This is a genomic window from Allobosea sp. GW821-FHT12C12 (assembly GCF_058807355.1).
Window position 1 is genome coordinate 15702 of record NZ_JBXAQP010000018.1, and the last position, 18901, is coordinate 34602.

Annotated in this window: 18 protein-coding genes and 2 tRNA genes; 8 read left to right on the forward strand and 12 right to left on the reverse strand. The window is 68.6% G+C overall.

Annotation, left to right across the window (positions count from 1 at the left end; translation table 11 throughout):
* Positions 1–17 precede the first annotated feature (17 nt).
* Positions 18–812, forward strand: coding sequence for an SDR family NAD(P)-dependent oxidoreductase (locus AC1RRW_RS20340; protein ID WP_492903266.1), 795 nt, complete (start codon positions 18–20; stop codon positions 810–812).
* A gap of 113 nt (positions 813–925) precedes the next feature.
* Here AC1RRW_RS20340 and AC1RRW_RS20345 read toward each other — a convergent pair whose 3' ends face one another.
* From AC1RRW_RS20345 to AC1RRW_RS20375, 7 genes are all read right to left on the reverse strand, one after another.
* Positions 926–2278, reverse strand: a complete 1353-nt coding sequence (locus AC1RRW_RS20345) for an MFS transporter (protein ID WP_492903267.1) — start codon at positions 2276–2278, stop codon at positions 926–928.
* Complete coding sequence (locus AC1RRW_RS20350; RefSeq protein ID WP_492903268.1) at positions 2275–3537, reverse strand: class I SAM-dependent methyltransferase; 1263 nt, start codon at positions 3535–3537, stop codon at positions 2275–2277. Before AC1RRW_RS20350 ends, AC1RRW_RS20345 begins: the two co-directional genes overlap by 4 nt.
* Before the next feature lie 8 nt (positions 3538–3545).
* Positions 3546–4421, reverse strand: coding sequence for a DUF1365 domain-containing protein (locus tag AC1RRW_RS20355; protein WP_492903270.1), 876 nt, complete (start codon positions 4419–4421; stop codon positions 3546–3548).
* A complete protein-coding gene (locus tag AC1RRW_RS20360) occupies positions 4418–5716 on the reverse strand; it encodes an NAD(P)/FAD-dependent oxidoreductase (RefSeq protein WP_492903272.1) in 1299 nt (432 codons plus the stop codon). Before AC1RRW_RS20360 ends, AC1RRW_RS20355 begins: the two co-directional genes overlap by 4 nt.
* 51 nt (positions 5717–5767) lie before the next feature.
* Positions 5768–7219, reverse strand: coding sequence for a cryptochrome/photolyase family protein (locus AC1RRW_RS20365; RefSeq protein ID WP_492903274.1), 1452 nt, complete (start codon positions 7217–7219; stop codon positions 5768–5770).
* Positions 7220–7267: 48 nt separating this feature from the next.
* Positions 7268–7540: a hypothetical protein gene (locus AC1RRW_RS20370; RefSeq protein WP_492903276.1), complete on the reverse strand. Its 273-nt coding sequence runs from the start codon at positions 7538–7540 to the stop codon at positions 7268–7270.
* A 168-nt stretch (positions 7541–7708) separates the two neighbouring features.
* A complete protein-coding gene (locus AC1RRW_RS20375; protein ID WP_492903277.1) occupies positions 7709–8179 on the reverse strand; it encodes a Ros/MucR family transcriptional regulator in 471 nt (156 codons plus the stop codon).
* 151 nt (positions 8180–8330) lie between these two features.
* Between AC1RRW_RS20375 and AC1RRW_RS20380 the strand changes: the two genes are divergently transcribed.
* The gene (locus tag AC1RRW_RS20380) at positions 8331–8585 is read left to right on the forward strand and encodes a hypothetical protein (protein WP_492903279.1); all 255 of its coding nucleotides are present in this window, start codon (positions 8331–8333) and stop codon (positions 8583–8585) included.
* A 7-nt stretch (positions 8586–8592) separates the two neighbouring features.
* Here the strand turns inward: AC1RRW_RS20380 and AC1RRW_RS20385 are convergent.
* The 3 genes from AC1RRW_RS20385 to AC1RRW_RS20395 form a co-directional block, all read right to left on the reverse strand.
* Positions 8593–8667: transfer RNA gene (locus AC1RRW_RS20385), tRNA-Asn, on the reverse strand.
* A 104-nt stretch (positions 8668–8771) separates the two neighbouring features.
* Positions 8772–10181 carry a methylenetetrahydrofolate--tRNA-(uracil(54)-C(5))-methyltransferase (FADH(2)-oxidizing) TrmFO gene (gene trmFO, locus AC1RRW_RS20390; protein WP_492903281.1) on the reverse strand — a complete coding sequence of 470 codons (1410 nt, stop codon included), beginning with the start codon at positions 10179–10181 and terminating at the stop codon, positions 8772–8774.
* Positions 10182–10345: 164 nt separating this feature from the next.
* Positions 10346–10501, reverse strand: a complete 156-nt coding sequence (locus tag AC1RRW_RS20395; protein WP_156448891.1) for a DUF1127 domain-containing protein — start codon at positions 10499–10501, stop codon at positions 10346–10348.
* A gap of 628 nt (positions 10502–11129) precedes the next feature.
* Between AC1RRW_RS20395 and AC1RRW_RS20400 the strand changes: the two genes are divergently transcribed.
* From AC1RRW_RS20400 to AC1RRW_RS20415, 4 genes are all read left to right on the forward strand, one after another.
* Positions 11130–11203 (forward strand) — tRNA-Cys (locus tag AC1RRW_RS20400).
* Positions 11204–11360: 157 nt separating this feature from the next.
* The gene (locus AC1RRW_RS20405) at positions 11361–11993 is read left to right on the forward strand and encodes a protein-L-isoaspartate O-methyltransferase family protein (protein WP_492903283.1); all 633 of its coding nucleotides are present in this window, start codon (positions 11361–11363) and stop codon (positions 11991–11993) included.
* 162 nt (positions 11994–12155) lie between these two features.
* On the forward strand, positions 12156–13577 hold the full coding sequence (locus tag AC1RRW_RS20410; RefSeq protein ID WP_492903285.1) for a TolC family outer membrane protein: 1422 nt from the start codon (positions 12156–12158) through the stop codon (positions 13575–13577).
* A gap of 192 nt (positions 13578–13769) precedes the next feature.
* Positions 13770–14378 carry a PopZ family protein gene (locus AC1RRW_RS20415; protein WP_492903375.1) on the forward strand — a complete coding sequence of 203 codons (609 nt, stop codon included), beginning with the start codon at positions 13770–13772 and terminating at the stop codon, positions 14376–14378.
* An 88-nt stretch (positions 14379–14466) separates the two neighbouring features.
* Here the strand turns inward: AC1RRW_RS20415 and AC1RRW_RS20420 are convergent, their stop codons facing one another.
* A complete protein-coding gene (locus AC1RRW_RS20420) occupies positions 14467–14691 on the reverse strand; it encodes a hypothetical protein (protein WP_492903286.1) in 225 nt (74 codons plus the stop codon).
* Positions 14692–14731: 40 nt separating this feature from the next.
* Positions 14732–15217, reverse strand: a complete 486-nt coding sequence (locus AC1RRW_RS20425; RefSeq protein ID WP_492903288.1) for a pyridoxamine 5'-phosphate oxidase family protein — start codon at positions 15215–15217, stop codon at positions 14732–14734.
* Positions 15218–15380: 163 nt separating this feature from the next.
* On the opposite strand from AC1RRW_RS20425, the gene dps reads away from it, so the two are divergent.
* Entirely contained in the window at positions 15381–15911 is a 531-nt protein-coding gene (gene dps, locus AC1RRW_RS20430) for a DNA starvation/stationary phase protection protein Dps (protein WP_492903290.1), read from the forward strand.
* A 143-nt stretch (positions 15912–16054) separates the two neighbouring features.
* Positions 16055–18874, forward strand: coding sequence for a valine--tRNA ligase (locus tag AC1RRW_RS20435; RefSeq protein WP_492903291.1), 2820 nt, complete (start codon positions 16055–16057; stop codon positions 18872–18874).
* Positions 18875–18901: the final 27 nt, after the last annotated feature.

Here is an 18901-nt window from a genome sequence, read left to right on the forward strand (position 1 = left end):
CGCTTTCCGGAGATCCCATGGCACCGCCACGCATGCAGCCGCAGGACGGCGTCGCCTGGATCACGGGCGCGAGTTCCGGCATCGGCGAGGCGGTGGCGCTGGAACTGGCGCGGCGCGGCTGGACGGTGGCGATCACCGCGCGCCGGCTCGAGCAACTGGAGGAGATCGCCAGACGCGCCGAGGGTTTGTCAGGCCGCATCGTCGCCCATGCCGGCGACGTGACCGACACCGCCTCGATGCGGCAGGTCGTCGACGGCATCGAGAGCGTGCACGGGCCGATCGCGCTCGCCTTTCTCAACGCCGGAATCGCGCCCTATACGCGTGCGGGCTCGCTCGATGTCGAAGCCTTCGAGAAGGCCTTCGCCGTCAACACGCTCGGCGTCGCGCGCGGCATGGCCGCCGTGCTGGAGCGGATGACGGAACGCAAGCGCGGCCAGATCGCCGTCAACGCCTCGACCGCCGGCTATGGCGGCCTGCCCAGGGCCGCGGCCTATGGCGCTTCCAAGGCCGCCGCGATCCATCTCTGCCAGGCGCTGAAGTTCGACTGCGACAGGCTCGGCATCCGGCTGCAGGTGGTCAATCCGGGCTTCATCGACACGCCGCTGACGCGCAAGAACGACTTTCCGATGCCGTTCCTGATGAAGACGGACGAAGCGGCGCGCCGCACGGTCGACGGCTTCGAACGCGGCGGTTTCGAGATCACCTTCCCGCGCCGATTGTCCTTCATCGTCAAGGCGGTGAACCTGTTGCCTTATCCTGCCTATTTCTGGCTGGTGGCCAAGGCGACCGGCTGGGACAAGCGGAAGGATTGAGCGGCCTCCGGCAGCACATGCCCGGCCTCGCCGCCGGTGCTTGTGGCCGCCACGCTCACGCTCCCCGATGTTGGCCGTGACGTTTTGCGCCGCCGCACCGAGGCCTGTGCCGCTCAGGTCCGTCGGGTTGCGATCTTCGCCGCGACTTCGCCCATCGCCGCGCGGTCGAGCGGGAAATTCCAGACCAGCGCGATCGCGCCGAGCTTGAGCAGGCAGGGCAGGCCGGCATAAAGCAGGCCGAGCATCATCAGCCCGGCCGCCGTCTTCGCGCCCGCCGCCGGGTCGAAGCCGGCCAAGCCGAGCAGCGGAAAGGCGAGGCCGACCGCACCCGCGAAGGCGAGCTTGGTCGCCAGCGCCCAGAGGCCGAGATAGAGCCCGGCGCGTTCCGAGCCGGTCCGCGCCGTGTCGATGTCGATGACGTCGGCCTGGATCGAGGCCGGCAGCACGACGTCGGCGCCGAGCGCCAGTCCCGTCAGCACGCAGACGATGCCGAAGACGAGGACGTCGCCCTCGCGCAGGACGGTCGCGCCAGCGAAGCAGGCGACCGCGAGCAGCATGCCCCAGGCCCAGGCGCGGTGCTTCGAGGTTCGTCCGGCGAGCCAGAGCCAGAACGGCACGCCGAGCACCCCGCAGAGGAAGTACAGCACCAAAAGCGGCCCGGCCGCGTCGCGATTGCCGAGCCGCTCGGCGACGAAGAACAGGAACAGCGTCGCCGGCAGGCCGTTGGCGAAGCTGTTGATGAAGAAGGCCGCGAGCAGCCGCCGGAACGGTCGGTTGGCCAGGATGCCGTCGAGCCCCTCGCGCCAGAGCAGCGCCGCGCGCGAGCGCTCGACCGGCTCGGGCGTGCGCCACACCGCGATCAGCGCGAGCACCGGCAGCGACAGGCCGATCAGCGCGGCCAGCGCCAGCAGGCCGGCGCGCGCGTCGCCGCCGCGGCTCTGGATCAACGCAGGCACGACCAGCGCCAGCAGCGTGCCGATGACGGTGGCGCTTTCGCGAAAGGCCGCGACGCGGGTGCGCCCGGCATAGGAGCGCGAGAGTTCCGCTCCCCAGGCCTGATAGGGCACCTGCGCCGCCGTCCAGGCGAGGGAGAGCAGGCTGGCCCAGAGCAGGAGATAGGCCGCCGTGGCGTCGGCAGGCGGCGCGAGCACGAACCAGGCCGAGAGCGCGACCAGCGGCGCGGAGGCCGCGACCCAGAGCCGGCGGCGACCGAAGCCGGGGCGCCAGCGGTCGGCGAGCCAGCCGGCGAGCGGGTCGCTGGCCGCGTCGAGCAGGCGCACCAGCAGAAGGCTATAGCCGACGATCGCGATCGGCAGGCCGATGTCGCGGGCGTAGAACTCCGGCACCATCACGTAAAAGGGCAGGCTCAGCGCCGCCAGCGGCAGCGCCGGCAGCGCATAGGCCAGCAGCACCGGCCAGCGCTGCTCCGCCGGCTCCGCCTTCGGCGCGATGGTCGTCTCCGTCACGAGGCCTTCGCGAAGACCATCTGGCGGACGTCGATGTTGCCGGTGCGGAAGCCGGCCTCGCAATAGGCGAGGTAGTATTCCCACATTCGGCGGAAGCGCTCGTCGAAACCCATCGGGATCAGTTGCGGCCAGGCGGCGCGGAAGCTGTCGCGCCAGCTCGCCAGCGTGTTGGCGTAGTCGAGCCCGAAGATGCGCTCATGCGTCAGCGGCACTCCGAATTTCGCGCCGAGCCCCTTCATGATCGAGGGCGTCGGCAGCATGCCGCCGGGGAAGATGTAGGCGCGGATGAAGTCGAGCTCGCTGCGGTAGACCTTGAAGCTCTCGTCCCGGATGGTGATGACCTGGAGGCCGGCGGTGCCGCCGGGCCTGAGCCGGTCGTGCAACTGCTCGAAATAGGCCGGCCAGAACGCCTCGCCGACGGCCTCGAACATCTCGATCGAGGCGATCCGGTCATAGGTGCCGGTCTCGTCGCGATAGTCCTGCAGCTTGAAGGTGACGCGGTCGGAGAGGCCGGCATCCGCGATGCGCTTCTGGGCGAAGTCGAACTGCTCCCGGCTTATCGTCAGGCCGGTGACCCTGCAGCCGATCTCGCGCGCGGCGTATTCGGCGAAGCCGCCCCAGCCGCAGCCGATCTCCAGCACATGGTCGCCGGCCCTGATCCCGGTCTGCTCGGCAAGCGCCTTGTATTTTCGGGTCTGGCCGGCTTCGAGATCGGTGCAGCCGGGCGAGAAGATCGCCGAGGAATAGGTCATCGTCCGGTCGAGCCAGGCGCCGTAGAAGCTGTTCCCGAGGTCGTAATGGGCGTGGATGTTCCTGCGCGCCTGCGACCGGGTGTTGCGGCGGCGGAAATGCCGGAACATCTGCCAGAGCCGGACCAGCGGCTTGCCGGCGAGCAGGGTCTGGATCACCGGATAGTTCGCCGCGAACAGTTCGAGGAACCTGGCGAGGTCGGGCGTGTCCCATTCGCGACGCAGATAGGCTTCCGCGATGCCGAGATCGCCGCCGCCCGAGAGTCGCGAGGCGAAGCGGAAATCATGGACCTCGATCTGCGCATGCGGGCCGGGTTCGCTGCCCTGGAACAGCAGGTTGCGCCCGTCCGGCAGCGTCACCGTCAGCGCGCCGCGCGTCAGCCGCGCCGCGAGCTTCAGCGCCTGGCGCGTGGCGAAGGACAGGCCCTTCGAGACCTCGGCGACGTTGGCCGTGGTGACCAGCAGGGCGGCCGGTCCGGTTTCGGCGGGGTCGGCGATCATCGCGTTCATGGCGGCTCTCATCTGCTGTCGACAGCGGTCAAGGGCCTGTGTTGCGTCCAGGCGGCGGGTGGTTGCGGAGGCGGGGCGACGTAGCTGACGGGGGCGGGCGGGGCGGGTCGCGCGACGATGCGCACGCCCTTGAGCCAGAGTTTCAGCGCCTCCCAATGGATGCCGGCCACGACCTTGAGCGTCATGAAGGGAATCGCGGCGCATAGTCCGAGAAGCGCCGCGCCGGTCAGGTCCCGCCGCGCGCCGGTGAAGGTCGCGGCGAGGATCGGGCCGTCGGCGTCTGTTTCCAGAATGCGCAACCGCACCTCGTCGGTCGGCGGCAGCAGCCGGAAATGGTAGCGCAGCGCCATGTCGAGGAAGGGCGAGACGTAAAACAGCTTGTCGCGCTCCTGCCGCAGGCCGGCCTCGCTCAGTTCGCCCGGCAGCACCGGCGCGACATAGGAGTGCATCTCGCCGAAGGTGTTGCGGACCTCGTAGATCACGGCCGCGAGCGCGCCCCGCGCATCGTAGCAGTGGTAGACCGAGATCGGATTGAAGACGAAGCCGAGGATGCGCGGATAGCACAGCAGCAGCACGCGTCCGCCGGCGATGTCGACGCCCGTCGGCTGGAGCAGCCGCTCGACATAGGCGCGCAGCGACGTCTTGCCGTCGCCATGGTCGCTCTCGCGGAAGGAGGCGAGCGCGAAACCCGGCCCGACGCGGAAGAGCCGGCTGGCGCGCCCTGCCTCGGCCAGGCGGTCGAGGTCGATCAGCAGGTTGAAGACGCGGTAGCTGAAGCGATGGGCCTTCGGCTTCATGCGCGCATGCATCACCGTTCCCGGCACGAGCGAGACGGCGCTCGCCGGGGCCGGAAACCGGGCCGCGATGTCGCGAGCCTGCGTCATTCGGCGGCCTCCGCCAGCGGTGCGGCCGGGCTGCGCCAGGGGATCGTCGCGCCGAGCGCCTCGGCCGCGTTCAGCCCCGCCTTCAGCCCGTCCTCGTGGAAGCCATGGCCCGCCCACGCGCCGGCGAACCAGATCCGGTCGCGGCCCTGGATGCCGGCGAGCCTGCCTTGAGCCGCGATCGCGGCCCGGTCGTATTGCGGGTGGCTGTAAGTGTAGCGCCCGAAGGTGAGGTCCGGTTTCGGCGGCGCCGGCGGGTTCAGCGTGACGAATACGGGCTTGGCCTTGTCGATGCCCTGCAGCGCGTTCATCCAGTAGGTCAGCGTCAGCTCGGCTTGCGGATCGTCGCCGGCCAGCACGTTCCAGGCGGCCCAGGCCGCCTTGCGGCGCGGCATCAGGCTCTCGTCGCGGTGCAGCCAGACGTCGTTGGGGCGATAGCCGATATCGCCGAGCACGCCGCGCTCCTCGGCCGAGGCATTGGCGAGCATGGCGAGCGCCTGGTCGGAATGGGCCGCGATCACGACCTGGTCGAAGCGTTCGGTCCCGCTCGCGTCCGTCACATCAACGCCGCCGGCATCGCGGCTGATCGCGGTCACCGCGCAGCCGAGCCGGATGCGGTCGCGGAACGGCGCGGTCAGCATCCCGACATAGACGCGGGAGCCGCCGGTCACGGTGCGCCAGCTCGGCCGGTCCCAGTGCAGCAGGCGGTGGTTCTCGAAGAAGGCGATGAAGCTCGCCGCCGGGAAGCCGAGCAGTTTCGACCGCGGCATCGACCAGATCGCCGCGCCCATCGGCGCGAGATAGTCGTCGCGGAAGGTCGACGAATAACGGCCGGCCGCCAGATATTCGCCGATCGTCACGCCGCCGAGCCGGTTGGCGTGGTGGTCGGCGCTGGCCGCCCTGTTGAAGCGGAACATCTCCGCGATCATCCTGTAGTGCGAGAACGAGACGATGTTGCGCCGCCTCGCGAACAGGCCGTCGATCATGCCCTCGCCGCGCCCGGCCCATTCGCGCCGTCCGCCGTCGGCCGAGACGGCGAAGCCCATGTCGGAGCTTCGGGTCGGCACGCCGAGATGCGCGAACAGCGCCGTCAGGTTCGGGTAGTTCAGTTCGTTGTAGACGATGAAGCCGGTATCGACCGGAATGCGCGTCCCGCCATGGTCGATCTCGACCGTCGCCGAGTGGCCGCCGAGCCGGTCGTCCTTCTCGTAGAGGACGATCTCGTGCGGCGAGCCGGTGGCCAGGGCCCAGGCTGCGGCGTTTCCGGCGATGCCGGAGCCGATGACGGCGATGCGCATCTGGGGCGAGGTCCTCAGCAGTTTGTCTCTCGATCTACTACGTCGAGAAAATCAAACTGGTTTCAACGTCGCCAGCGCTTCGAGCGCCCTTTGACGCCCCACGTCGAGCCCGATCAGCGGTTTCGGGTAGGTCTCGCCCAACACGATTCCGGCATCGCGCAGCTCGGCGGCCGAGGCGGCCGAAGGCTGGTGGATCAGCGCATCGTCAAGTCTGGCGAGTTCCGGGCACCAGCGCCGGACGTAATCGCCCTTCGGATCGAATTTTTCGCCCTGGGTGACGGGGTTGAAGATGCGGTAATAGGGCGCGGCGTCCGCGCCGGAGCCCGCGACCCATTGCCAGCTCGCGGCATTGTTGGCGGGGTCCGCGTCGACGAGCGTGTCCCAGAACCAGCGTTCGCCCTCGCGCCAGTCGAGCAGCAGGTGCTTGATCAGGAAGGAGGCGACGATCATGCGGACGCGGTTGTGCATCCAGCCGGTGGTCCAGAGCTCGCGCAGGCCGGCGTCGACGACAGGATAGCCGGTCAGGCCGCGCCGCCAGGCCTTCAGCGCCTTCGCGTTCGCCTTCCAGGGAAAGTCGTCGAAGCGACGGTTGTAGTTCCGCGTCGCGAGATCGGGATTATGGAACAGCAGGTGATAGGAGAACTCGCGCCAGCCGACCTCGGACAGGAATTTCTCCGCGTCGCTCTCGCTGCCGGCGGCCTCGCCGCTGGCGACCGCGGCTTGCGTCGCGTGCCAGATCTGGCGCGGGCCGATCTCGCCGAAGCGCAGATGCGGCGAGAGCTTCGAGGTCGAGAGATGGTCGGGCCGGTTGCGGCCTTCGGCGTAGCCCTGCAAGGTGGCGCCGAGGAAATCGTCCAGCCGCGCGCGCGCGCCGGCCTCGCCCGGCGTCCATTCGGCCCGCATGCCGCCGGCCCAGTCGGGCTTGGTCGGCTCGAGGTCGAGATCGGCCAGCGTCAGCGCCTGCCTGGCCAGCGCTTTCGGCAAGGGCGGCGCGTCGATCTTTTTCGGCGCGGGTTGTGGCGGCGTCGGCTCGCCGCGCGCGCGCGCCGCGCGCCAATAGGGCGTGAACACCTTCATCCAGTCACCGGACTTGCCCTTGACCTGCCAGGGCTCGTTCAGCAGCGCGGCGTTGAAGCTCCCGACCGTGACGCCGGCGGCGCCCAATGTCTCCTTCAGGCCCTTGTCGAGCGCGATCGTCGCCGCCTCGTAGCGCCGGTTCCAGGTCACATGGTCGATCTTCGCCGCCTCGACGATCTCGGGGATGAGCTTGGCGGGATCGCCGCGCATCAGCACGAACTCGCCGCCTTTCTTTTCGATCTCCGCCGCGAGCGCGGCCAGCGAGCGCGACAGCCACCAGCGCGCCGCGCCGCCGAGCGGCCGGCGATCCCCGCCCTCGTCGAGAATGTAGAGGCAGAGCGTCGGCCCATGGGCCAGCGCCGAGGCCAAGGCGGGATTGTCGGCGAGCCTGAGGTCGTCGCGAAACCAGAAGAGCGAGGCGGTCATGGCCCCAAGCTAGGGCGCGGCGCGGCGGCTGGCCAGCGGGTCATCCGGCTAGCGCGGAGCCTTTCCGGCCGCCGGTTTCTTGCCGGCACGGTCGGGCAGGGCGTCGATCGCCTCGGCGGCGCCGCGCTTCCTGCCGGTCACGCCTTCCTGGAGAACCTTGGTCGCCGCGGCCTGCTTGGCCTTGGGCGAGGTCGCGACGGGCTTTGTCTCGGGCGTCGCCTCGAGCCCGATCTCCTTCGGCTTGCGGCCGGCATTGCGCGCGGTCGCGGCGAATGTCGCCAGCGCCTCGGGCTGTCCCGCTTTCCTGGGTGATGTCGCCATGATGTCCTCCCATGGGTGATTGCGGGGACAACGGCGCTGGCGTCGCGCTGTTCCGGGAACCTTGGCCGGAATCGAAAGGGCCGCCGCGCCTGTCGGCGCGGCGGCCCTGTTTGGCGGTCGTCAGGCTGCCGACGGCAACAGCCTCGGCCCTTTCAAACAGACATCTTGTCAGGCGGCCGTCTTGGGCTTGGGCCCGCGCTTGCCCCTGGGCGCGGGAGCGGCGGCCTCGCTGACGGAAACGGCGGGCTTGCGGCCGAGCCCGATCGACTTCGCCATGGCGGAGCGGCGCTCGGCATAGGCCGGCGCGACCATCGGATAATCGGAGGGCAGGCCCCATTTGGCGCGGTACTGGTCGGCCGAGAGCCCGAACTTGGTGTTGAGGTGGCGCTTCAGCGATTTGAACTTCAGCCCGTCCTCGAGGCAGATCAGATAGTCCGGCGTGATCGACTTCTTGATCGAGACCGCCGGCACCAGCGGGGCGGCGGGCGCGGCCGCCGGTTCGTTGCGGAGGCCGACCAGCGCGGCATGGACGTTCTCGATCAGCGACGGCAGGTCGGCGCGGGTGACATTGTTGTGGCCGACATAGGCCGCCACGACCATGGCCGAGAGTTCGACCAGTTCGACATTGTTCTCAGACATGAGGGCTCCGGGAGATGAAAAAGGCGACGACGACCAGCGGGCAGACCCTGCATCGCCAAAGCTCGGCGAGTTATCTCCCGTTCAGTTCTAGAGATTACAGCGTGGCTTGTGCTCGCCGCAAGCTCAAACCTTGCCATTTCAACGTCGAGCCATGTTTTCCGAGATTTTTCTATTGAATCCGGCCTGTCGCCAAGCCGAACTGCGCTGCCCTGGCCGTCTCATGACAAGACGAAGCATGCGAATCGGCTGCCTGATCGAGCCGGAGCCGGGCGTTCGATCGGGACATGATGCAATCGTCATTGCATCTGAGCTTGATGATCGCTGCGAACATTCGCGCCGCGAGCCGGCCAGCCGCATGACCGACACGGCAAAAAAGCCCGGACGCGGCTGCATCCGGGCTCTTTGAAAGACGCTGGCTCCCGGAGCAGGATTCGAACCTGCGACCAATCGATTAACAGTCGATTGCTCTACCGCTGAGCTATCCGGGATCGTGGCCGCGTATACCCACGCCACCTGGCGGGCGCAACCCCTTTCACATGCCGGCGGCGGGACAAAGCCGCCTCTCCGGCGATCGCGTCCCGGCCCGCGCCCGCTACCCGGCCGCCTGCGCGCCGCCGCCGGCCCAGGCCGCCATCTCCGCCTTGGCGCGCGCCGTCAGGGCATGCTTGCGCGCGACGCTCCTGGCCGGGCCCTTCAGCTTCTTGCCGTCGGGGCCATGCGTCGCCTGGCCCTCGATATGCGGGAACAGGCCGAAGTTGATGTTCATCGGCTGGAAGGAGCGCGGACCCTCGTCGATCGTGAGGATGTGCCCGCCGGTGATGTGGTTGACGAGCGCGCCCAGCGCCGTGGTCGCGGGCGGCGGCGCGAGCGGCCGGCCGAGCCGTTCCGCCGCCGCCATGCGCCCCGCCAGAAGCCCGATCGCGGCGCTTTCGACATAGCCTTCGCAGCCGGTGATCTGGCCGGCGAAGCGCAGGCGCGGATCGGCCTTGAGCCGCAGGCGCCCGTCCAGCAGCTTCGGCGAGTTCAGATAGGTGTTGCGGTGGATGCCGCCGAGGCGGGCGAACTCGGCCTGCTCGAGACCGGGGATCATCCGGAAGATCGCTCCTTGAGCGCCGTATTTCAGCTTGGTCTGGAAGCCGGTCATGTTGAACAGCGTGCCGAGCGCGTTGTCCTGCCGGAGCTGGACCACCGCATGGGCCTTGACGGTGGGGTTGTGCCTGTTGGTCAGCCCGACCGGCTTCATCGGCCCCCAGCGCAGCGTCTCGCGGCCGCGCTCAGCCATCACCTCGATCGGCAGGCAGCCGTCGAAATAGGGCGTGCCCTCCCATTCCTTGAACTCGGTCGTCTCGGCGGCGAGCAGCGCGTCGACGAAGGCCTCGTACTGGTCGCGGTCGAGCGGGCAGTTGATGTAGTCGGCGCCGGTGCCGCCGGGGCCCGCCTTGTCGTAGCGCGACTGGAACCAGGCCTTGCCCATGTCGACCGAGTCGAAATGGACGATCGGCGCGATCGCGTCGAAGAAGGCGAGTTCGCTCTCGCCGGTCAGCGCCTTCAGGCCCTCGGCGAGCGCGGGCGAGGTGAGGGGGCCGGTCGCGACGATGACGTTGTCCCATTCCGCCGGCGGCAGGCCCGCGATCTCGCCCCGGTCGATCGTCACCAGCGGATGGGCCTCGAGCGCCTGCGTCACGCCTCGCGAGAACCCGTCGCGATCGACCGCGAGCGCGCCGCCGGCCGGCACCTGATGGGCGTCGCCCTCGGCCATGATCAGCGAGCCGAGCCGGCGCATCTCCCAATGCAGCTGGCCGACGGCGTTGCCGAGCGAATCGTCGGAGCGGAACGAGTTCGAGCAGACGAGTTCGGCGAGGCCGCCGGTCTTGTGCGCGTCGGTGCCGCGCACGGGGCGCATCTCGTGCAGGACGACGGGAACGCCGGCCTCCGCGATCTGCCAGGCGGCCTCGGAGCCGGCGAGACCGCCGCCGACGATGTGAACGGGGTTTTGCGTCATCCGTGGCATGTGTCCGCGGCAGGCGCGCAGGTCAAGGGAGCGCGCGTCGCGCAGGCGCCCTGAAACGCAAAATGCCCGCCTTGCGGCGGGCATTCGCTCTCAGAACCGGGCTTTCGAGGGGAGGGCGCGAAAACCCGGGAGAACTACCGTTGGAGCGGATACGCTCAGACGGCGGCGTGGGTCCGCGCGACGAAGGGGATCTCCGAGCGCGACAAGCCGAGATCGTCGAGCTCGCGGTCGGTCAGACGGGAGAGCTCGCGGACGGTCTCGCGATAGCGCAGGTAGGAGCGGATCTTGGCGGCGATCATGGTGACGAACATGGAGGTGGTCCCTTGGTTATTCCGGCTCGGGTCGGCGCCCACAGCGATGAATTCGTTGTGCACTGCATATAAGTGAACCGGCCTGCCCCTCACAGAGGCGCGCGTTCAATTCCGTCATGCATTTTATGCATGCGATTATATGATTCTGTTAACATTTGCCGCTAGCCTTGCTCTGAGCGGTTAACGTCAAGTGAAAAAGCTTGAAAATATGCACATGATTTAGGCACTCGGCCGCTGGCGTCCGCCTGGGACGGCGATCCGCCCAACGCCTGGGCTGATTTCGCACTTGCGAGATAATCTGCGCGCGCGGGGTCGAATCCGGTTAACCCCCGCTTAGCATTTCGTTTCCGAAATTCCTGAAAAGGGCGGCTCTTTTCATTGGCGCCCGCGTTCGCTTGATGCGGTCGTTTGCGAAGCGATACCCGTCGGACGAAATCGGGTTTGGCGCCTGCTCAACGCCATCGTGCCGGCGCGACGCCGCGCGCCGGGATCGGCCATCGCCCGAACGGCGCGGGCGAGGACGCCCGAACCGGGGCATGACGATGCCCGGTGGCTTGCGGGCGCGGCCGGCATGTGGTTAGACGCCGGTCTCGACGACGCAGCGCTCCGCCGGCGCGGCGTTCGGGACGGCCTCGTGGCGGAGTGGTTACGCAGAGGACTGCAAATCCTTGCACCCCGGTTCGATTCCGGGCGAGGCCTCCAAATTTCCGAACCTGCGATCGTCTTGAAATCCTCGCGCCGCGCAAAGCCTCCGACCTTGCCTTTTCGGCTACCGTCGAACATGAAGCAGGACGTGATGGCGGCGGCGTTTCCGGGTTTGCGATAGTTCGCCATCGCCGCAGCGACGGGAATTCTCGAGATGGACAGCTTCGCCGAATTGCGCCGCATGATGGTGGATTGCCAGTTGCGGACCTACGACGTCACCGACCGGGCCATGCTCGCCGCCGCCGACCAGGTTGCGCGCGAGGCCTTCCTGCCCGCGGCGCTGTCGCATCTGGCCTATCTCGACCAGTCCGTGCCGCTGCCGGGCACCGGCCGGGCGCTGATGGCGCCGATGGTGATCGCTCGGATGATCCAGGCCCTGGATCTGCAGCCGGGCGAGCGCGCGCTCGAATTCGGCGGCGGCTCCGGATACGGCGCGGCGCTGATGGCCGCGATGGGCGCGGCGGCGACGCTCTGGGAGCCCGATGCCGCGGCTCTCGCGCTGGGCGCCGGCGCGCTCGCCGACAGCGGCGCGGCGGCGACGGGAGAGCGCCCGGCCCCCGAATCGTTCGACGCGATCCTGGTCAGCGGCGCCTGCGAGGAGCCGCCGGAGGATCTGTTTTCCCTGCTGGCGAGCGAGGGGCGGCTTATCGCGGTCGAGGGACTGGGCCGCGCCGCCCGCGTCAGGCTTTACCGAAAATCGGGGCAGACCGTGTCCGGACGGCCCGTTTTCGATGCGGCGGCGCCGGCCTTGGCCGAGTTCCGCCGACCTCCCGCCTTCGTCTTCTGAGCGCGGGTGTCGCATTTTTGTGGCACTGCGGCACCGAAACCTGAACGGGTGTTAACGCGGCGTTGGCGCGGCGGCGCGGGAGGGCTATGTATCGTGCCGTTATCGTATGCCGAGGCTGGGGCGATGCCTGGGCGTGACATGAGTCCGCACATGAGGCGTCCAGTGAAACGACATTTCTTCGATGGCAAGACGGCCGGATTCGGGCTCGCCGCACTGGCGGCGATCGGGGTCTGGAATGCCGGCGCGACCACGGCGTCGGCCCAGACGATGGAGGCGGCGCTCGGGCGCGCCTATGCCGGCAATCCGACGCTGAACGCCCAGCGCGCCGCGGTGCGCGTCACCAACGAGAACGTGCCGCAGGCGCTCTCCGGCTATCGCCCCAGGATCAACGCCTCTGCCGATATCGGCGCCAGCCTCATCGAGGCCGATACGCCGGCAAGCGCCACCCAGCGCGGCGTGCATTCGACCCAGATCGCGCGTCTCGCGCCGCGCGGCGCGGGCGTCACCATCGACCAGAACATCTTCGACGGCGGCAAAACGCGCAATTCCGTCAGCCAGGCCGAATCGCAGGTGCTCGGCGCGCGCGCCACGCTGCGCAACACCGAGCAGAACGTCCTGCTCGACGCCGCGACGTCCTATATGAACGTGCTGCGCGACACCGCGATCCTCAATCTCAACCGCAACAACGTCGAGGTTCTGGAAGAGCAGCTGCGCCAGACGCGCGACCGCTTCCAGGTCGGCGAGGTCACGCGCACCGACGTCGCCCAGGCCGAGGCGCGGCTGTCGCAGTCGCAGTCGCAGGCGATCCTGGCCGAATCGAATCTGAAGACCTCGATCGCGCGCTACCGCCAGAATGTCGGCATCGAGCCCCGCGCGCTGGCCCCCGGCCGACCGGTCGAGAACCTCCTGCCGAAATCCCTGCCGACCGCGCTGGAGACGGCCCTGTCCGGACATCCGGCGATCATCGCCTCGCTGCACGGGGTCGATGCCGCCGAGCTGCAGGTCAAGGTCACCGAGGCCGATCTCTACCCGGTGCTGGGCGTGCGCGGCACGGTGCAGCAGCGCTATGATTCGACCGCCTTCGGCGACAACCGCGCCTCGGCCAGCGTCGTCGGCACGCTGACGATCCCGATCTACGAGGGCGGCCAAGTCTATTCGCGCACGCGTCAGGCCAAGGAGACGGCCGGGCAGCGCCGGATCGAGGTCGATACGCAGCGCGACACGGTGCGCGCTGCGGTGGTCTCGGCCTGGGGCGGGCTCGAGGCCGCCAAGGCGCAGATCGTGGCGGCCCAAGCCCAGGTCCAGGCGGCCGAGACGGCGCTTGCGGGCGTGCGCGAGGAGGCCAAGGTCGGCCAGCGCACCACGCTCGACGTGCTGAACGCCCAGCAGGAGCTGGTCAGCGCCCGCTCGACGCTGGTGACGGCGCAGCGCGACCGGGTCGTCGCCTCCTATTCGGTGCTCTCCTCGGTCGGCCGGCTCTCGGCCGACACGCTTAAGCTCAAGACCGAACCCTACGATGCGCGTCGCCATTACGACCAGGTCAAGACCCTGCTCTGGGGCACGCAGACCCCGGACGGGCGCTGAGCCAGGCACGCCGCGGCCCCTGGGCAAGGGCGGTTTTCGGGCAACAGCACGGATTTCTCCTGTGGGCGGCCCGAAAGCCGCCTTGCCTGACCGAGTCCGCGTGAAATACTCAGGACTTAGCGGCGTTGATTCTGTCGCCTCTAGTGCTGCGGACCCCAAATGAACGCGCAAGCGAAGCCCGCCGAACCGTCGATGGAGGAGATTCTCGCCTCGATCCGGCGGATCATCGCGGATGACGAGGTCAAGCCGGCCGAGGAGCCGGCCTCCGAGGCTGCGCCGGTCGCTGTCGAGGCTGCGCCCGCCGCCGCGCCGGTCGATCTCGACGAGGATGTGCTCGATCTCGGGACCGAGGCCGATCTGATCGCGGCGCCGGCGCCGGCCGTTGCCGCCGCGCCGGTCGAGCCGGAACCCGCGCCGCCTGCCGATGAGGCGGCCGGCGACATCGATTTCCTCGATCACGCCGAGCCCGAACCCGCGCCGCAGCCCGTCGCGCCGCCGCCGCAGGCCTTCGTGCCGCCGCAGATGCCGGCCTTCGCCGCGCCGCCCGAGCCCGCTCCTGCGGCGGCCACGCCATTCGACATGGCGCAGCTTCTATCCGACCAGACCAGTTCGGCCGTCAACAACGCGTTCGGCCAGCTCGCCCATACGGTGCTGAGCAACAATGCCCGCACGCTCGAGGATCTGGTCAAGGACATGCTGAAGCCGATGCTCAAGACTTGGCTCGACGACAACCTGCCGACCATGGTCGAGCGGCTGGTCCGGGCCGAGATCGAGCGCGTCGCCCGCGGCGGGCGTCACTGACGCAAGGCTGGCGCAAGCCAGACAGGCCCGCCGAAGCGAGCCTGCCCTCACTCCAAGCGGCGCCTGACCCCTGAACGCGCCCGCGTGATCAGCGCCGCGTCGTGCGCCGCCGGGCGGGTGCTGTCTGGAGCCGCTCGAAAGCGCCCTCATCGCGCAGCTTCTTGTAGGCGAGGCCGGCGAGCGTCAGCACCGCAGTCGGCGCGCCCAGCCGCGAGACCAGCATGGCGATGCCGACCGCGACGGGGCGCGGATAGCGGCCCGACGCGGCTTCGGTCGCGAACCAGGCTCCGAGCGCGTGAACGAGAATATTCATGGGATTGTCCTGTCCTTGACGTTGGGTCGATCGGCGGCGCTCAGAGCAGGACCTTGCGGTTCTCGCCCAGCGAAGGCTTCGATCCGGTGATGGCGGCGGTCGCCATCTTGACGGTGGAAACGATCTTGCCGGGGCTGTCCCAGAACTCGGCCTGCGACGGCCTCACCTTCAGCACGCGGATGTTGGGATCGTCCTTGCCGTCCCAGAACGCCTTGTTGTCGGGCGTCCAGAGCTCGTGGACCTTGCGGCGGTCGTCGAGCACGTTGGCGGTGCCGGTCACGGAGACGAAACGCCAGCCGCCATTGTCGGCGAAGGTCAGGCAGACATTGTCGTTGATCTCGACCTCGTCGTCCTTGTGGCTGCGGATGTCGGTGAGGAAATAGATCGCGTCCTCCTCGCGGGCGGCATGGGCGTCCATCGGGCGGGCGCGAAGCTGGTCGCCGGACCCGTCATGGGTCACCAGCATGCACATGCCGATCTGCTCGATCATCTCCCAGGCGCGGTCTTGGTCGGTGTTGTGGGTCATGGCGGCTCCTCTCGGGTTGCAGGCTCAACCAGCGGAGGACGCGCTGGTTCCGCCTTACGCCCAGAAACGCGCCGAGGGGAACGCGCGCCGGCCTCATGCGTAGTTGGCGGTTAGGACGGCCGCGCCGCGCCGCCTCGCAACCGCCACGCCCGAAGGTGAGATCATGAAGACGCCAGCGCCCAAGACCGCCGCGAAATCGGCCGCCTCCAGCAAGATCGTCCGCTCCAGCAAGGTCGACCTGACCTCGAACGCCAAGGCCGAGATCGCCGGCCTGCTCAATGCGAGGCTCGCCGACGGCATCGACCTCGCGCTGCTGACCAAGCAGGCGCACTGGAACGTCAAGGGGCCGGGCTTCATCGGCATCCATCTGATGCTCGACGGTTTCCGCGGCGAGCTCGACAAGCATGTCGACGAGGTCGCGGAGCGGATCGTCCAGCTCGGCGGCGTCGCGCTCGGCACGACGCAGACCACGGCGAAGGCGACGAGCCTGAAAGCCTACCCGGCCGAGACCATCGCGATCCGGGAGCACCTCAACGCCCTGATCGAGCGCTATGCCGCCGCCGCCAATCTGGTGCGCGAGGCGATCGACGCCGCCGACGAGGCGGGCGACGCAGGTACAGCCGACATGCTGACCGCCTATTCGCAGACGCTCGACAAGTCGCTCTGGTTTCTCCAGTCCAATCTGGCGGACTGAGCCGGCATCGCCATATCGGGCGCCCGGCAGGTAGCCGTTGACGGGTGGGCCCCGCATGGGCTCTTAGGTCTCCCGACCTTTTCGGCCTCTGATTTTTCGCGGCCGGGGTGCTCCCCCGGCCGCTTTTTCGTTCGAGCGAAGCGATGATGGACAAGACATTCGAGCCCGTGGCCGTCGAGGCGCGCGTCAGCGCAGCCTGGGAGAAGGCGGAGGCCTTCAAGGCCGGTCGCGGCGCGGCCCCCGGCGCCGAGCCCTATTGCATCGTCATCCCGCCGCCGAACGTCACCGGCTCGCTGCATATGGGCCATGCGCTCAACAACACGCTGCAGGACGCGCTCTGCCGCTTAGAGCGCATGCGCGGCAAGGACGTGCTCTGGCAGCCCGGCACCGACCATGCCGGCATCGCGACGCAGATGGTGGTCGAGCGCAAGCTCGCCGCCGAGCGCAACGTCTCGCGCCGCGACATGAGCCGCGAGGACTTCCTCAGGGAGGTCTGGGCCTGGAAGGAGGAATCCGGCGGGACGATCGTCAACCAGCTCAAGCGGCTCGGCGCGTCCTGCGACTGGTCGCGCGAGCGCTTCACCATGGACGAGGGGCTCTCGGCCGCCGTCCTCAAGGTGTTCGTCGCCCTGCACAAGCAGGGCCTGATCTACCGCGCCAAAAGGCTGGTCAACTGGGACCCGAAGTTCCAGACCGCGATCTCCGACCTCGAGGTCGTGCAGGTCGAGAAGACCGGTTCGTTCAAATGGAAGCGCGGCGGGGAGGAGGCGTTCGACGCCGCGAAACTGGAAAAGGTGCTGAACCGCGATCCCGGCGGGCATCTGTATTATTTCAACTATCCGCTCGAAGGCGCGACCTACGACGCCGACGATCCGTCCACCTATGTCCAGGTCGCGACGACGCGGCCGGAGACGATGCTGGGCGACACCGGCGTCGCGATCCATCCGGAGAACGAAAAGCTGGGGCACCTGATCGGCCGCAATGCGGTGCTGCCGCTGGTCGGGCGCGTCATCCCGCTGGTCGGCGACGACTATGCCGATCCCGAGAAGGGCACCGGCGCGGTCAAGATCACGCCGGCGCACGACTTCAACGACTTCGATGTCGGCAAGCGCCAGAAGCTGCGCATCGTCAACATGCTGGACGGCGAGGCTCGCATCCTGATTCAGGACAATGCCGACTTTCTCGAGGGCGCCTCGCCGGACGCGGAGACGATGGCGCTGCACGGGCAGGACCGTTTCGCGGCGCGCAAGCGCGTCGTCGCGCTGATGGCCGAGCGCGGCTTCCTCGCCAGGATCGAGCCGAACACCAACACCGTCCCGCATGGCGACCGCTCGGATGTCGTGATCGAGCCCTGGCTGACCGACCAGTGGTATGTCGACGTCAAGCCGCTGGCCGAGCGCGCCTTGGCGGCGGTCAGGGACGGCCGCACGACGATCACGCCCGGGAGCTGGAACAAGGTCTATTTCGACTGGCTGGAGAACATCGAGCCGTGGTGCGTCTCGCGCCAGCTCTGGTGGGGCCATCAGATCCCGGCCTGGTACGGGCCCGACGGCGAGGTCTTCGTCGCCGAATCGGAAGCCGCCGCGCAGGCGCTGGCGATGGGCCACTATGGCGGGCCGGTCCAGCTCACCCGCGACGAGGACGTGCTCGACACCTGGTTCTCGTCGGCGCTGTGGCCGTTCTCGACGCTGGGCTGGCCGGAGGAGACGGCGGAGCTGAAGCGCTACTACCCGACCGCGACGCTGGTCACGGCGTTCGACATCATCTTCTTCTGGGTCGCCCGGATGATGATGATGGGCCTCAACTTCATGGACGAGGCGCCGTTCAGGGACGTCTACATCCACGCCATCGTTCGCGACGAGAAGGGCGCGAAGATGTCGAAGTCGAAGGGCAACGTCATCGACCCGCTGGTCCTGATCGACCAGTACGGGGCGGACGCGTTGCGCTTCACGCTGATGTCCATGGCCGCGCAGGGGCGCGACATCAAGCTCGCGACCAACCGCGTCGAGGGCTATCGCAACTTCGCGACCAAGATCTGGAACGCGGCGCGCTTCGCCGAGCTGAACGGCTGCGCCCGCGTCGCGGATTTCGATCCGTCGGCCGTTATGCAGCCGCTCAATCGCTGGATCCTGAGCGAGGCGGCGAGCGCCGCCGACGAGATCGCCGCCGGCATCCCGAGCTTCAGGTTCAACGAGGCGGCGGGCGCGGCCTATCGCTTCGTCTGGGGCCAGTTCTGCGACTGGTATCTCGAACTCGCCAAGCCTGTGCTGCAGGGCGAGAGCGTCGATCCGGCCGTGAAAGCCGAGACGCAGGCGACGATCGCCTTTTGTCTCGACCTGATCTGCCAGCTGCTGCATCCCTTCATGCCGTTCCTGACGGAAGAACTCTGGGCGCAGAAGGCGGGCGAGGGCGCGCCGCGCAAGCTGGCTTCGGGCGACGACGCGCTGGTCTGCCTGACGCATTGGCCGGAGCTCGCCGCCTTGCGCGACGCGCAAGCGGAGGCCGAGATCGGCTTCGTCGTCGACCTGGTCTCCGAGATCCGTTCGGTCCGCTCCGAGATCAACCTTCCCGCCGGGACGCAATCATCGCTGGTGCTGGTCAATGCTCAGCCCGCGACGCGGGCCGCGATCGAGGCCTGGGCCCCGATGATCGAGCGGCTGGCGCGGGTCTCCGGGATCGCCTTCAGCGAGACCGCGCCGGCGCAGTCGGCCCAGATCATCGTGCGCGGCGAGGTCGCGGCGCTGCCGCTGGCCGGCATCATCGACCTCGATGTCGAGCGGTCGCGGCTTGAGAAGGAACTGGTCAAGCTCGACCAGGACATCGCGGTCGTCGACAGGAAGCTCGGCAATCCCGATTTCATGGCGCGCGCGCCCGAAGAGGTCGTCGAGGAGAACCGCGAGCGCAAGGCGGCCGCGGAAGCCCGCAAGCGCAAGATCGAGGAGGCGCTGGCGCGCCTCGGCTAAGCGCCCGATCGCCTTGCGTCCCATCGG

Excerpts from the sequence above, each read along its gene's own strand:
- AC1RRW_RS20425 (WP_492903288.1), bottom strand. The coding sequence starts at position 15,217 with ATGACCCACAACACCGACCAAGACCGCGCCTGGGAGATGATCGAGCAG.
- AC1RRW_RS20365 (WP_492903274.1), bottom strand. The coding sequence starts at position 7,219 with ATGACCGCCTCGCTCTTCTGGTTTCGCGACGACCTCAGGCTCGCCGAC.
- AC1RRW_RS20355 (WP_492903270.1), bottom strand. The coding sequence starts at position 4,421 with ATGACGCAGGCTCGCGACATCGCGGCCCGGTTTCCGGCCCCGGCGAGC.
- AC1RRW_RS20350 (WP_492903268.1), bottom strand. The coding sequence starts at position 3,537 with ATGAACGCGATGATCGCCGACCCCGCCGAAACCGGACCGGCCGCCCTG.
- AC1RRW_RS20395 (WP_156448891.1), bottom strand. The coding sequence starts at position 10,501 with ATGTTCGTCACCATGATCGCCGCCAAGATCCGCTCCTACCTGCGCTAT.
- AC1RRW_RS20340 (WP_492903266.1), top strand. The coding sequence starts at position 18 with ATGGCACCGCCACGCATGCAGCCGCAGGACGGCGTCGCCTGGATCACG.
- AC1RRW_RS20405 (WP_492903283.1), top strand. The coding sequence starts at position 11,361 with ATGGACAGCTTCGCCGAATTGCGCCGCATGATGGTGGATTGCCAGTTG.
- AC1RRW_RS20435 (WP_492903291.1), top strand. The coding sequence starts at position 16,055 with ATGATGGACAAGACATTCGAGCCCGTGGCCGTCGAGGCGCGCGTCAGC.
- AC1RRW_RS20370 (WP_492903276.1), bottom strand. The coding sequence starts at position 7,540 with ATGGCGACATCACCCAGGAAAGCGGGACAGCCCGAGGCGCTGGCGACA.
- AC1RRW_RS20380 (WP_492903279.1), top strand. The coding sequence starts at position 8,331 with ATGTTTTCCGAGATTTTTCTATTGAATCCGGCCTGTCGCCAAGCCGAA.
- AC1RRW_RS20360 (WP_492903272.1), bottom strand. The coding sequence starts at position 5,716 with ATGCGCATCGCCGTCATCGGCTCCGGCATCGCCGGAAACGCCGCAGCC.
- AC1RRW_RS20415 (WP_492903375.1), top strand. The coding sequence starts at position 13,770 with ATGGAGGAGATTCTCGCCTCGATCCGGCGGATCATCGCGGATGACGAG.
- trmFO (WP_492903281.1), bottom strand. The coding sequence starts at position 10,181 with ATGACGCAAAACCCCGTTCACATCGTCGGCGGCGGTCTCGCCGGCTCC.
- AC1RRW_RS20420 (WP_492903286.1), bottom strand. The coding sequence starts at position 14,691 with ATGAATATTCTCGTTCACGCGCTCGGAGCCTGGTTCGCGACCGAAGCC.
- dps (WP_492903290.1), top strand. The coding sequence starts at position 15,381 with ATGAAGACGCCAGCGCCCAAGACCGCCGCGAAATCGGCCGCCTCCAGC.
- AC1RRW_RS20375 (WP_492903277.1), bottom strand. The coding sequence starts at position 8,179 with ATGTCTGAGAACAATGTCGAACTGGTCGAACTCTCGGCCATGGTCGTG.